This is a genomic window from Hydrogenophaga aromaticivorans, assembly GCF_013387465.1.
GTDB classification, from domain to species: Bacteria; Pseudomonadota; Gammaproteobacteria; order Burkholderiales; family Burkholderiaceae_C; genus Hydrogenophaga; species Hydrogenophaga aromaticivorans.
Map to the genome: position 1 here is coordinate 1 of NZ_VYGV01000018.1, position 13,109 is coordinate 13,109.

Below are 13,109 nucleotides of genomic sequence, written 5' to 3' on the forward strand. Positions count from 1 at the left end.
GCCTCTCGGCGGCGATCGCCACGCGCAACCCGAAGTACATGCACGACTTCGCGCAGAACATCCAGTCGGGCACGGTCAAGATCAACCGCACCACCACCGGCAACCTGGTCAACGCGCCCTTTGGCGGTGTCAAGAACTCCAGCACCTCGACCTTCCGAGAATCCGGCAGGGTCGGCATGGAGTTCTTCACCCAGACCAAGATCGTCTACCGCGCCGCTTGACGATCATGAGCGTCTATCAGACCCTGGAGGCCCTCCAGATCCGCTTGCCGGGTGTTCGCCAGCCCGCAGCGGCCTACGTGCCGTACGCGATGGCCGGCAAGCTGATTTTTCTGAGCGGGCACACCGCCCGGAAAAACGGCCAGCCCTGGGTCGGGAAACTCGGCGTCTCCCTGACCACCGAGGAGGGGCAGGCGGCTGCCCGGTCGGTGGCCATCGATCTGCTCGGCACACTGCAGGGCGCGGTGGGCGATCTCAACCGCATCGCCCGCATTGTCAAGCTGACCTCGCTGGTGAATTCGGCCCCCGACTTCACCGAACACCACCTGGTGAGCAACGGTGCCAGCGCCCTGATCGCCCAGGTGTTCGGGGCCCAAGGCGAACACGCGCGCAGTGCGTTTGGTGTGGCCCAGATTCCGCACGGCGCGTGCATCGAAATCGAGCTGATCGCCGAGATCGTGTGAGCGTGCGGCGCCGTGGCCGCCGCCTTGCGCGCTATTTCGTGCGCTGGGGTTCGAGCGCGCCGGACCGCGCCTGGTGTTTCTCGGGCGGCTGCCAGCGGAAAAACAGCGGGTAGACCTTTTCCACCACCGGGCCGTTGAAGTCCCAGGCCAGGCACTGGCCCAGGTGCATCGGCGGGCGGCCGTCGGCCGTGGGAGCGAACGACGCCGAGCGTGTCTGGAACGCGGCGGTGGCCAGGTTGAACAGCAGTTCGCGCAGGTGGGTGCAACCCTGGATGCCGCCGAGGTGGCCTTCGATGGTCTTGCGCCAGCCGCGACCCAGCGTCTCGCCGATCAGGCCCTGCATGGGGTCCATGGCCTGCGGGCAGGGCGCGTGCGGGTGCGCGTCCATGGCCACGGCCACCTCACGGATCACCATGTTGTTGTCCAGCGTGAGGCGGAGGTGCATGTGGTGGATAGGCTCGTGGGGTGCCCACTCGCCCTCGCCCTCGATTTCGAAGGCATGGGGTTTGGTGTCGAGCAACTCGCCTTCGATGTCCCACAGGCCGTCGTCGCGTTCGAACCCCCGGTATTCGACTTTTCGGGTGTGCATGGGCTTGCGGGGATGGGGCGTGGGCAGTGGCAAAACGGGACCTCGGCGAACTAGGGCCTGTTCACACTATTTTTCCAAGTGCGAATGGGCTGAAAACAGCGCCAATCTAGGCGCGGGACGACGGCCAGACTGGATGTCTGGCCTAGGAGGGCAACAACGAGTGGCGCTGTTTTCAGCCCATTCCCTTCGGGTTGCGGCCAAAAAGGCCATGCGCGGCGTTGCGAAGCCTTGCCGGGGGGCGACCCCGGCTGCGTTTCGCGCCTTGCGCATGGTCTTTTTGATCCGCAACGCATCTTGGAAAAATAGTGTGAACAGGCCCTGGTGACTGAACCCCGATTTTCCCCGATGCACGCGATCACCGTCCCGGGCCGGCCGCAATACCTTCAAGGTCATGGGGTACGTGGATACTGCAGTATCCCCATTCCCTTTCCATCCCGATTTGTGATGACCGCTTCGAACCGACTGCAGGCACAGGATGTGCTCGATCTTGCCCGGCGTCAGTGGCGCGACACCTGCGCCGCCTGCGCGCCTTTCGCCAGCCCCGGCTGGGACTCGTTTCCCGGCACGGTCAGCGACGAGGCCCTGCGGTTGCTGGGTGCGCTGTGGCTGCCCGGCGACGAGGAGCCGACGCTGGAGGAACATCGCCCACCCGGCGTGGACCAGTGGTCGGCCGAAGCGCCGATCGCCCTGCATTTCCATCCCTGCAACCGCTGCCAGGTCTGGGCCTGCAAGGCGTGTGGCAAACCGTTCCTGCGCTACACCGAATACGGTGGCTACTACGAGGACCGGCGCATCCGGGAGCTGGATCCGGGGCGGGTGGACCTGCGCGAACCGGAGGTGTGAGCCGTGCAGGCGGGTCCTGCGCATAGCTCCATCGGCGCACGGCCCTAGTTCCATCGGCGTATTCAGCGGGCGCAGGGCCAGCCGATGCATGTCTCATCAGGCCGTGGTGTGCACGCGCCAGGGGATTTTCATGGGGTTTGTTTCAAGGTTTCGTATCGGTACCCGTCTGGCGATGGGCTTCGGGTTGATGCTGTTGCTCATTGCGGGAATGATCGTTTCGTCTTACGGCGCGCTGCAACACATTGGTGCCGAGAACAGCCAGTTGATTGACCAGGAACTCGTGAAGGTGAGCGCTGTGGCCGTCATCGACACGACCACGCGGGCCAACGGTCTGAACACCACCGAGCTGCTGCTGGTGGAGCCGGCCCAGCTGCCGGTGATCCAGGCGCGCATGCAGCAGAACCGCCTGGCGATCGACGAAGCGCTGAAAACGCTGGACCGCCTCGTGGTCAAGCCCGAAGGCCGTGCCGCGCTGTCCGAACTGCAAACGGCGCGCGCGGCCTATGTGGCGTCGTTTGCGAAGATCGCGCCGCTGGTGCAGGCGGGCCAGATCGATGAGGCGCGGCAGCTGGTGCACAAAGAAACCCTGCCGGCGCTGGGCCGACTGCAGCAGCCCATCGACACCCTGCGCCAGCTGCAGGACACGTTGGCACAACAGCACGGCGCCGCGGTGACGGCCGGCATCACCAGCGCCCGCAACCTCATGCTGGTGCTGGGCGGGGCCGCGCTGGTTCTGGGCCTGGTGGCTTCGGCCCTGCTGGCGCGCAGCATCGTGCTGCCGCTGCGGAACGGCGTGGTGGTGGCCAACCGCATCGCGGCGGGCGACCTGACCCAGACGGTGGAGGCCAGCGGGAAGGACGAAGTGGCCGACCTGCTGCGCGCGATCGGCACCATGCAGGCGGGTCTGCGCCAGTTGGTGGCGCAGGTGCACCAGGGGGTGGAACACGTGGGCTCGGCGTCTTCGCAGATCGCCAGCGCCAACAAGGACCTGAGCGGCCGCACCGAAGCACAGGCGAGCGCGCTGGAGCAGTCGGCCGCGGCCATGGAGGAGTTGACCAGCGCGATTGCCATCAACGCCGACAACGCCCAGGAAGCCCGCACGCTGGCGGTGAACGCCTCGACCGTGGCCGAAGCCGGTGGGGAGACGGTGGGCTCGGTGGTGCGCACCATGCGCAGCATCGACGAGTCGTCGCGGCGCATCGGTGAAATCATCGGCGTGATCGACGGCATCGCATTCCAGACCAACATCCTCGCGCTCAATGCCGCGGTGGAAGCGGCGCGCGCCGGCGAGCAGGGTCGCGGCTTTGCCGTGGTGGCTTCGGAGGTGCGCTCGCTGGCGGGCCGCTCGGCCGAGGCGGCGCGGCAGATCAAGCAGCTGGTCGCGGCGAGCATGGAGCAGGTGAACTCGGGCACGGCGCTGGCCGACCAGGCGGGCCACGCCATGACCGATGTGGTCGGTGCGATCAAGCGCGTGAGCCAGCTGGTGGTGGACATATCGACCGCCATGCGCGAGCAGAGCACCGGCGTCGGCCAGGTGGGCGAAGCCATCGCGCAGCTGGACCAGACCACGCAGCAGAACGCGGCGCTGGTGGAAGAAACGGCGGCGGCTTCGCAAAGCCTGGACGACCAGGCGCGGAGCCTGGTGGCATCGGTCGCGCTGTTCCGCATCGATGCGACGGCCCAGATGGCTTGATGCGGTAGCGGGTTGATGCCCCGGAGGCTGCACAGGCAGCGGCCAGGCTGGCACACTGGGCGCACCACCGCCAGGAGACCCGCCATGTCACACGAACACGAGCACCCGCATTCACACAGCCACGAACACGAGCCGGCCTGGAAGCACGACGGCGTGCGCGTGGTGCCGGGCAACCAGCTCGACGGCAACGTGCCGAGCACGCCGGGCATGGACCGCAAGGCGGCGATCAACTTCGCGCGCGTGGGCGCCCAGAAGCTCTGGGCCGGCACCGTGACCATCCACGCCAACGCCAAGACCGGCGCCCACCACCACGGCCCGCTGGAGAGCGTGATCTACGTCGTGAAGGGCCGTGCGCGCATGCGCTGGGGCGACAAGCTCGAATTCACCGCCGAGGCCGGTCCGGGCGATTTCATCTACGTGCCGCCCTATGTGCCGCACCAGGAAATCAACGCCAGCCCGACCGAGGTGCTGGAGTGTGTGCTGTGCCGCAGCGACGGCCAGGCGGTGGCGGTGAACCTGGACATCGAGCCGGTGGAGAAGCCGGAACAGGTGCTGTGGGTGGACCCGACACACCCGCACGGCGGGGTCTGATGTCGCTCAGTGTGGCCGTGCCAGGCGCCGGTGCAGCAGCCACTGCGCGAAGGCGCCGCACAGCGCGAAGCCCAGCATCAGCAGCCCGAGGTTGAGCGCGCCCTCGTGCCGGAACAGGCCGACGGCAAAGCCGCCCACGGCGCCCGTCATCTGCTGCATCAGCCCGGCCACCGCGGCGGCCGATCCCGCCAGCGCGGGCACGAGCCCGATCGTGCCGCCGAGCGCGGGCGGCACCAGCAGGCCGTGGCCGATGCCCACCAGCATCAGCGGCAAGGCAAACGCGAGCGGGGTGTTCAGGCCGGCCAGGGCCAGCACCACCACCAGACCGATGCCCGCCAGCGTGCAGGCCTGCCCGATCCCCATCATCCGGCGCTCGCCGGTGCGGTGCGCCATGTGCGAAGCGAGGTAGTTGCCCACGATGTAGGCGCCCGGCACACACATGATGTAGTAGCCGATGCCGTCGGGCTTCACGCCGTAGCTGCCGAGCACGATGGGCGCGCCACCGAGAAAGGCGTAGAAGGTGGCGGTGGTCATGGAGAGCAGGGCCACGTACAGGATGAAAGCGCGCTCGCGGCCCAGCCGCGCGTACGACGACAGCATGGCGCGCAGCCAGTGCGGCTGCACCGTGGTGACCTTCTGGTGGTCGGGCAGGCCGCGCCACGCCGCCACGAACAGCACCACCGCCAGCACCGCCATCACCACAAAATTGGCCTGCCAGCCCAGGCGCACATGCAACTGCCCGCCGATGATGGTGGCCAGCGGCGGGCACAGGCCCATGGCCATGCCCACGTAAGCCATCACGCGCGTGCGCTCGGGGCCCTGAAACAGATCCTGAACCATGGCGCGGCCCACCACCATGCCCGCCGCGGCGCCCGCGCCCTGCAGCACGCGCGCGGCCACCAGCAGCGGCAGGTTGGGCGCCAGCGCCGCCAGCACCGAGCCCAGGAACGCCACCGCCAGGCCGAACAGCAGGATCTTCTTGCGCCCGATGCGGTCCGACAGCGGGCCGTAGAGCAGTTGCAGCGACCCGTAGGCCACCACGTAGCCGCTGAAGGTGAGCTGCACCGCCGCCTGGCCGGTGTTGAAGATGGCGCCCCATTCCTGCATCGAAGGCAGGCAGATGGTCATGGCCAGCAGTCCGAAGGCGAGTTGCGCCAGCAGGTTGGCGATCAGCAGGCCGGAGGGTGCGGGCCGGGTTGTCGGAGACGTCATGGAAGGGCGGAAACGGTGGTCGGCACCCCGCGGGTGGCCGAAGAAAACAAGGGATGTGGCTGGGCGAAGGCCTTAGCGAAGGCGCAAGGCTACCCGGAATGGATCGGTGCCGTGGGATTCAGGGTCGCAGAGGCGCACGCTCCAGCGCATCGACCCACATCGCCTTCCAGGGCGCCCAGTCGTGGCCGCCGGGCGCGCTGAGCAGGTGATCGGCCGGCAGCAGACCATCGAACAGGCCGGGGAACGGCTCCAGCCGGTCGCGGGTGCCGTAGCCGATGTAGAGCTCCGGGCGCGCCTGCGCCGGGTCGCCGTAGCCCTTCAGCCACCGCAGCAGATCGCGTTGGAAGTCGCCGGGCTGCAGCGGCAACGCGGGTTGCCAGCGTGCGATACCACCCGCCTCGGCCACCTCGCTCAGCACGCTGTACGACCCGATGAACGGGGCCAGGGCGATGAGGCCATCGATCTCGCCGGGTGCGCTCTTCGCGTACAGCAGTGAACCCATCCCGCCGAGCGAAATGCCGGCCAGCCAGATCGACCGGTAGCCCCGGGCGCGCGCCGGCTCGATCACATCGGCCCGCAAGCGGGCTTCAAAACTGCCGTTGCGGAAGTAGCCCATGTGCGCGTCCGCCACCACCATGTCCACGCCCGGGTGGCGCCATCGCAACTGGTTCACGAAGCCTTCGCGCACGATGTCCTGCGGCACCTCCTGCGACCCCGGCATGAACACGACCAGCGTGTGGCCCGGGCCGCTCGACGACGCCGGCAACCACAGCGCATCCATGGGCACTTTCGCAGGGCGCGGCAACGCGCAGCCCACCAGCAGAACCAGCACCCCCGTCATGAGCAGCCACAGGGCGGTGCGTCGGCGAAGAGGCGTGTGGGCGGTGGTGATCGTGGGCATGGTGGGGCGCCAGGGCGTGTGGCAGGCTGGGCTACTGTAGCGCCAGCATGGGATTCGATGTCTCGCTAAGATGCCGCGATGACCCCGTACTGGCTGATGAAGTCCGAGCCCGAAGAGTGTTCGATCGACGACGCGCTGGCCGCCCCGCAGGCCACCGTGCCCTGGACCGGCGTGCGCAACTACCAGGCACGCAACTTCATGCGCGATGGCATGCAGGTGGGCGACGGCGTGCTGTTCTACCACTCCAGCTGCGCCGAGCCGGGCATCGTGGGCATCGCTCGCGTGGCCTCGGGCACACGCCCCGACCCGACGCAGTTCGACCCGCAATCCCCTTACTTTGACGCCAAGTCAAAACCGGAAGCGCCGCGCTGGCTGCTGCTGGATGTGCAGGCGCTGAAGAAGACCCGCCTGATCGGCCTGCCCGAACTGCGCGCCACACCCGAACTGGCCGACATGGTGGTGCTGCAGCGCGGCAGCCGCTTGTCGATCACGCCGGTGAGCGAAGCGCACTGGCGCTGGATCACACAAAAGATGCTGGGCGGTTGAACGCCGCGGTTTTGTTCAGCCGCGCGGTGCGGCAAAACGCTGCGCCGACCGCTCACGCGCCTTGATCGCCTCCACCTCGCGGTTCTTCGGCTCGGCGTTCGTCACCATCGACCGGATGAGCCGCCGCGCCGAGTCCGCCACCTCGGCCACCGCGCGCTCGAACGCTTCTTCGTTTGCCTTCGACGGCACGCTGAAGCCGCTGAGCTTGCGCACGAACTGCAGCGAAGCATCGCGGATTTCCAGCTCGCTCGCGGGCGGCTCGAAGTTGAACAGCGTCTTGATGTTGCGGCACATGGGGCGCTCCTGCGTTGAGGGATGGCGCCATGGTACGAAGCCGGCGGCGGGGTTTCAAGACGCTGTTTTTGCGATGCGCTCCCAGTCCCGCAGCGTCTGCTGCAAGCGGTTTCTGGCATCGGGGTGGCCGTCGCTGAAGGCCGCGTTCAGGCGCTTTTTCAACGCCTCGTCGGGCGGCGGCGCGGCCGTGGCCTTGAGCCGGTCGATCAGCAGCATGACGGTCTGGAAGTTCCGGGATGTGATGGCCAGCTCCAGCATGCTCTGGCCGCTGTCGGTGTGGTCGTGCACGTTCGCGCCGTGTTCGATCATGTGCTTGAGCAGGCCGGCCTTGCCTTCCCGGCAGGCCCAATGCAGGGGCACCAGCCCGCCATCGAGCCGGGCCGTGAAGTCGGCATCGGGGGCCAACAGGTCGGCGGCCAGTGGCCAGGCCGACGCCTTGATCATTTGCTGGTGTTTCCAGTCGGACATGGGATGGGTGGGCTTGGGTGGATGCGCTGTGGGTTCTGGGGGGCAGTCTCTCACAGACGCCAAGGTGGACCACAGGCGGGTGCTTTCAATGAAAATCCCGGCTCTCCGTCGCCAGCCGGCCCAGCAACGGCGAGAGGTCTTCCAGGTGGCCGGCGATGAGGTTGCAGACTTCGCCTTCGCGCTGCCACACGCCGTGCACCGCCATCAGCCGTGAACGGGTGAGGGCGCTGCGCTGGCGCTCGCGCAGGGCTTTCCAGACGATGACTTGCACGACGCCGGTTTCGTCTTCCAGCGTCACGAACACCACGCCTTTGGAGGTGCCAGGTTGCTGGCGCCCGGTGACGATGCCGCAGGCGCGCACGAGGCGACCGTCGGGCGCGTCTTTCAGCGCTTCGGCGGTCATGAAGCGGCGCGCCTGCAGGCGCTCGCGCAGCAGGGCGAGCGGGTGGCGGCGCAGGGTGAGGCCGAGTGACGCATAGTCCCAGACGATGGCTTCGCCTTCGGGAGCTTCGGGCAGGTCCAGCGTGTCTTCTTCGACGGGGGCTTCTTTGAGCAACGCGGGTGGGGTTTTGAGGGCGGCGGCGTCCCAGACTTGCTGGCGGCGGTGGCCGCTCAGGGATTGCAGCGCGTCGGCGGCGGCGAGTTGTTGCATGGTTTGCTGGTTCAACCCGGCGCGGCGGGCGAGGTCTTCTGAATCCGTGAATGCACGGCTCGCGCGTGCCGCCACGATGCGTTGCGCTTCGTCGTGTGACAGGCCGCTGATCAGACGCAGGCCCAGGCGCACGGCGGGCAGTGTGGGCTCGAGGGCGGCCCTCCCCTCTGCCCTCTCCCAGGGGGAGAGGCCGTGGAAGCCCTGCTCTTCCAGCGTGCAATCCCAGTCGCTCTCCATCACGTCCACCGCGCGCACTTCGACGCCGTGGCGCACAGCGTCCTGCACCAGCTGGCTCGGCGAATAGAAGCCCAGCGGCTGGCTGTTGAGCAGGGCGGCGAGGAACTCGGCCGGGTGGTGGCGCTTGATCCAGCAGCTCGCATAGACCAGCAGCGCGAAGCTGGCGGCGTGGCTTTCGGGGAAGCCGTAGCTGGAGAAACCCTTCACCTGCTCGACCACACGCTGCGCGAAGTCGAGCGGGTAGCCGCGCTCGGTCATGCCGTTGATCAGGCGCTCCTGGTATTTGCCCAGACCGCCCTTGCGTTTCCACGCGGCCATGGCGCGGCGCAGGCCGTCGGCCTCGCCGGGCGTGAAGCCGGCCGCGATGATGGCGATCTGCATGCACTGCTCCTGGAACACGGGCACGCCGAGCGTGCGCTTCAGTGCGGCGTCCAGGCCCTTGGGGTAATCGATGGGCTCCTTGCCCTGGCGGCGGTTCAGGTAGGGGTGCACCGCGCCGCCCTGGATCGGACCAGGGCGCACCAGCGCGACCTCGATCACCAGGTCGTAGAACTCGCGCGGCCGCAGGCGCGGCAGCATGCTCATCTGCGCGCGGCTCTCGATCTGGAACACGCCCACGGTGTCGGCGGCGCAGATCATGTCGTAGGTGCTTTCGTCTTCCGCCGGGATGTCCTGCATCTGGAAGTCGAAGCCCTTGCGCTGGCCGATGAAGTCGAGCGACTTGCGGATGGCGGTCAACATGCCGAGCGCGAGCACGTCGACTTTCAGCAGGCCCATGGCGTCGAGGTCGTCCTTGTCCCATTCGATCACGGTGCGGTCGGCCATGGCGGCGTTTTCGATCGGCACCATGCGCGACAGCGGCATCTGGGTCAGCACGAAACCGCCGGTGTGTTGCGAGAGGTGGCGCGGAAAACCCATGAGCTGGCCGGTGAGCGCCACGAGCTGGCGCACCTTCAGGCTGTCCGGGTCCAGCCCCGCTTCGGTGATGCGGTCGGGCGCAAAACCATCCTCGCTCCACCAGCGGTGGCCGCTGCCCAGCGCGTCGAGCGCGGCCTCGTCGAAGCCCAGCGCCTTGCCCACGTCGCGCAGGGCGCTGCGGGGTCGGTAGCTGATGACGGTGGCGGTGAGCGCGGCGCGCTCGCGGCCGTACTTGGTGTAGAGGTACTGGATGACTTCTTCGCGCCGCTCGTGTTCAAAGTCCACGTCGATGTCGGGCGGCTCGTTGCGCTCTTTGGAGATGAAGCGCTCGAACAGCACCGCCGTGCGCGCCGGGTCCACCTCGGTCACGCCCAGGCAGTAACAGACCGCGCTGTTGGCTGCCGAGCCACGGCCCTGACACAGGATGTGCTGCGAGCGCGCGAAGGCGACGATGTCGTACACGGTGAGGAAGTAGTGCTCGTACTGCAACTCGCTGATCAGTGTCAGCTCGTGCTCCACCTGCTGCTGCACCGAAGCGGGCGCACCCGCGGGCCAGCGCCGCCCCATGCCCTCGTAGGCCAGCTGGCGCAGGTAACTCGCCGGCGTCTCGCCCGGCGGCACCACTTCGCTCGGGTACTGGTACGCCAGCTCGTCAAGCGAGAAGTGGCAACGTCCGGCGACCTTCAGCGTCTCGGCCAGCAGGGCTTCGGGGTAGCGCTGCGCCAGCGCCAGGCGCGAGCGCAGGCGCTGCTCGGCGTTGGGCGCGAGCGCGTGACCGCATTCGGTGAGCGGTTTGCCGATGCGCGTGGCGGTGAGCACGTCCTGCAGGGCCTTGCGCGAGCGCAGGTGCATGTGCACATCGCCCACCGCGACCAGCGGCACGGCGGTGAGCTCACTGCTCTGGCGCAGCCGGTGCAGGCGCATCTCGTCGTCCATCAGGCGCAGCTGCTCCACGCCGAGCCAGCAGCGGCCCACGAAGTGCAGCAACAGCCAGCGCGCCACGCTGTCCATCTGCGCCTGCGTGCTGCCGCGCTGCGGCACGGCGATCACCAGGCAGTCGGCCAGCGCGTCGGCGCTGATGTGCTTCAGCGTCAGGCGGTACGTGCCCTTGGGCGCCGTGCGGCGCAGCCGGGTGATGAACTCGCAGAGGTTGCCGTAGCCGTTGAGGTTGGTGGCGAGCACGACGAGGGTGAAGGGCGCGTCGCACTGCACCTGGAACTGGCTGCCCACGAGCAGCTTCAGGCCTTGCTCTTTGGCCGCCACGTGAGCGCGCACGATGCCGGCGAGCGAACATTCGTCGGTGAGGGCGAGGGCGGTGTAACCCAGCGCCTGCGCGCGCTCCACCAGCTCTTCGGGCCGGCTGGCGCCGCGCAGGAAGCTGAAGTTGGACAGGCACAGCAACTCCGCGTAGGAGGGGATGCCAGGGGGTTGTGGCGTCACGGCGAGAGTGCCCCCTCCGGCGCGAAATGCCCGAACCCAGGATGCGGTGGAACCGGCTTTGCCGGGCCACTCGCATCGCCCCCTGGAAGGGGGTCGCGTGCAGCGCGGCGGGGGTCAAGCAAATATGCCATGCAAAAACCACGCGGGCGCCTCGTCCAGCCGGGTCTGGAACACCCACAACATGCCCGCGTGTGCCGACTGCGCGACCCAGTAGTCGCGCACCACGTTGCGGATCTGGCCGGCGGCCTCATCCCGGTCCCACCAGCCGCCTTCTACCCGCTGCGGGCCAGCGAGCAGCTGCAGTTCGCCCTGGTAATACGGCCGGTTGGCGCGCACCAGCAGCTTGAGCGGGGCGCTCAGGATGAAGCCGGGTTGCGGCAGCTCGCTGCCCGTGGCGGGCTTTCGGGGCAGGGGCTCGGGCGCCGGTTGCCAGTGGCACATCCACTCGGGCCGGTGGTCTTCGCACAGCACCGGACGCATCACGCGCTGCGGCCCCAGGCGCGCGGCGATGCGCTCCAGCACCAGCGGCAGCGTCTCGCCGCCAGCGTCGTCGTCGGGCAGCCAGGAGGCGCTTCTTTCTTCCAGCGGCACCACCTCGTCGGCGACCAGTTCCAGGTCGCCCACCGGGGCCAGCAGCTCCACCCGGGCCAGATGTTCGGCGAGCAGGCGGCAGAGGTGCTCCAGGTTGCGGGTGGGCTCGGCGGTGCGCACGGTGAGGCTACCGCCATCACCCGCCGATTTCGCGCGCATCGCGTCGTGCGCCCAGTGCAGGGTGAAGGCGGTGGTGCCGCTGTGGCGCGCGGCGAGCCAGCCACACAGCGCCAGCAGCAGGCGGCGCGCGCCGAACAGCAGGGCCGTCGCATCGTCCACGCGGAACATGAGTTCCAGCCGCTGCGCAAAGCCCTCGGGCAGCGCGATCCAGCGGTGCACCTCGGGCGCACGGCCGTAAGCCTGGTCGAGCGCGGCGAGCAGTTGTTTGTCAAAGCGCCGGCCGACGCCGCCGCGCGGCAGCCGCCGCACATCGCCCAGCGTTCGGCAGCCGATGTGCGCGAGCGTGAGGCGGTGCGCTCGCACGGCGCTGAGCGTGTCCATGGGCAGGGCGTCGAGCAACACGTCCAGCGGCTGGCGAAAGCCGTCTTGCACGCCAGCGCGCGCCAGCGCCAGCGCGGCCAGGCTGTTGGGCGCCCAGGCGACCTGGCTCACGCCCAGCTCGGAGCCCTCCGAGACCACACGATCACACAGCGCGTGCCAGCCGCCAAACAGGCGCACGCTCGCCGCCAGCTCCATGACCACGGCTTCGTCAGCGACAGCAACCCGGGGCGTGAATTGAAGGGCCCAGATCGCCAGCGCCTGCAGCGCCGCGTCAGTGGGCGAGGCGGTGTCGTCGGGTGACGGCAGCAGGAGTGCTGACCAGAGCATGGTCGGCCTCACTGGGAAGAGGGAACGGGGCGGTCTGCGGCGCCGGTTCGAGCGGCAGCAGGGTGCTGGGCTTCTGCAGCCGCGGTGTCAGGATGGCCTGCAGACCGCCGGGCACCGAGGGCAGGTGCAGCGTGGTCTCCAGCGGCGGGCCCTTGCGCTTGAACACGTCGACCAGCAGTTCCCAGTCGGCCCCCACGCGGGCCAGCAGGCGCAGCGGCGCGGCCGACGATTCGCGGGCCGCCGTGGCGGGCCGGCACAGGAACACCGGGCCGGCGCAGCCCGCGGCCAGCACCTGCAGGCGGCGCACCTGCTCGGCGCGCACCTGCGGCAGCCAGGCGATGAGCGCACCGCAGGCGTTGGCCTTGACCAGCTGTTCGGTGGACCACAGGCGTTCGGCCGGCGTCTCGGCCATCACCCAGACCAGTTGCTGCTCGGCGATGCCGTCCAGCCGCAGGCCCGGCGGGTGTGGCGGCCGGGGCGGGCCGACCAGCACCACGCTGCGACCGGCGGCACACACCTGGCGCAGCAGGGCCCCGAGCAGCCGCCATTCCAGCGTGCCGCTCTGGGCGCTCAACAGTTCGGTGACGCCGTGGCCGGGCCAGCCGCCGCCGGGCAGGACGGCGT

The 13,109-nt window shown here is 68.8% G+C and carries 14 protein-coding genes; 6 read left to right on the plus strand and 8 right to left on the minus strand.

Annotated elements, in window-relative coordinates; genetic code table 11:
- Together F3K02_RS20945 and F3K02_RS20950 are read left to right on the plus strand one after the other, a co-directional pair.
- A partial coding sequence (locus F3K02_RS20945) for an aldehyde dehydrogenase family protein (protein ID WP_177137575.1) occupies positions 1-221 on the plus strand: 221 nt, incomplete at its 5' end.
- Between the two features lie 5 nt (positions 222-226).
- Complete coding sequence (locus tag F3K02_RS20950) at positions 227-682, plus strand: RidA family protein (RefSeq protein WP_177137576.1); 456 nt, start codon at positions 227-229, stop codon at positions 680-682.
- Between the two features lie 31 nt (positions 683-713).
- On the opposite strand, the gene F3K02_RS20955 is transcribed toward F3K02_RS20950, so the two are convergent.
- Positions 714-1,271: a DUF2889 domain-containing protein gene (locus F3K02_RS20955; RefSeq protein ID WP_246309678.1), complete on the minus strand. Its 558-nt coding sequence runs from the start codon at positions 1,269-1,271 to the stop codon at positions 714-716.
- A 444-nt stretch (positions 1,272-1,715) separates the two neighbouring features.
- On the opposite strand from F3K02_RS20955, the gene F3K02_RS20960 reads away from it, so the two are divergent.
- The 3 genes from F3K02_RS20960 to F3K02_RS20970 all read left to right on the plus strand — a co-directional run bounded on the left by F3K02_RS20960 (position 1,716) and on the right by F3K02_RS20970 (position 4,398).
- Positions 1,716-2,114 carry a hypothetical protein gene (locus F3K02_RS20960; RefSeq protein WP_177137578.1) on the plus strand — a complete coding sequence of 133 codons (399 nt, stop codon included), beginning with the start codon at positions 1,716-1,718 and terminating at the stop codon, positions 2,112-2,114.
- 130 nt (positions 2,115-2,244) lie between these two features.
- Positions 2,245-3,807: a methyl-accepting chemotaxis protein gene (locus F3K02_RS20965; RefSeq protein WP_177137579.1), complete on the plus strand. Its 1,563-nt coding sequence runs from the start codon at positions 2,245-2,247 to the stop codon at positions 3,805-3,807.
- Positions 3,808-3,891: 84 nt separating this feature from the next.
- Positions 3,892-4,398, plus strand: a complete 507-nt coding sequence (locus F3K02_RS20970; protein WP_177137580.1) for a cupin domain-containing protein — start codon at positions 3,892-3,894, stop codon at positions 4,396-4,398.
- Between the two features lie 6 nt (positions 4,399-4,404).
- Here F3K02_RS20970 and F3K02_RS20975 read toward each other — a convergent pair whose 3' ends face one another.
- Together F3K02_RS20975 and F3K02_RS20980 are read right to left on the minus strand one after the other, a co-directional pair.
- Complete coding sequence (locus F3K02_RS20975) at positions 4,405-5,610, minus strand: multidrug effflux MFS transporter (protein ID WP_177137581.1); 1,206 nt, start codon at positions 5,608-5,610, stop codon at positions 4,405-4,407.
- A gap of 118 nt (positions 5,611-5,728) precedes the next feature.
- The gene (locus tag F3K02_RS20980) at positions 5,729-6,511 is read right to left on the minus strand and encodes an alpha/beta fold hydrolase (protein ID WP_177137582.1); all 783 of its coding nucleotides are present in this window, start codon (positions 6,509-6,511) and stop codon (positions 5,729-5,731) included.
- Between the two features lie 78 nt (positions 6,512-6,589).
- On the opposite strand from F3K02_RS20980, the gene F3K02_RS20985 reads away from it, so the two are divergent.
- Positions 6,590-7,057: an EVE domain-containing protein gene (locus F3K02_RS20985; protein ID WP_177137583.1), complete on the plus strand. Its 468-nt coding sequence runs from the start codon at positions 6,590-6,592 to the stop codon at positions 7,055-7,057.
- Between the two features lie 15 nt (positions 7,058-7,072).
- Here F3K02_RS20985 and F3K02_RS20990 read toward each other — a convergent pair whose 3' ends face one another.
- From F3K02_RS20990 to imuA, 5 genes are all read right to left on the minus strand, one after another.
- On the minus strand, positions 7,073-7,351 hold the full coding sequence (locus tag F3K02_RS20990) for a DUF2277 domain-containing protein (RefSeq protein WP_177137584.1): 279 nt from the start codon (positions 7,349-7,351) through the stop codon (positions 7,073-7,075).
- A gap of 54 nt (positions 7,352-7,405) precedes the next feature.
- A complete protein-coding gene (locus F3K02_RS20995) occupies positions 7,406-7,819 on the minus strand; it encodes an ankyrin repeat domain-containing protein (RefSeq protein WP_177137585.1) in 414 nt (137 codons plus the stop codon).
- A gap of 85 nt (positions 7,820-7,904) precedes the next feature.
- Positions 7,905-11,066, minus strand: a complete 3,162-nt coding sequence (locus F3K02_RS21000; protein WP_177137586.1) for an error-prone DNA polymerase — start codon at positions 11,064-11,066, stop codon at positions 7,905-7,907.
- A 114-nt stretch (positions 11,067-11,180) separates the two neighbouring features.
- Positions 11,181-12,485: a Y-family DNA polymerase gene (locus tag F3K02_RS21005; protein ID WP_177137587.1), complete on the minus strand. Its 1,305-nt coding sequence runs from the start codon at positions 12,483-12,485 to the stop codon at positions 11,181-11,183.
- Positions 12,430-13,109 (minus strand): translesion DNA synthesis-associated protein ImuA (imuA, locus tag F3K02_RS21010; protein ID WP_177137605.1); only part of this gene is annotated, 680 nt, incomplete at its 5' end. The genes imuA and F3K02_RS21005, both read right to left, overlap by 56 nt.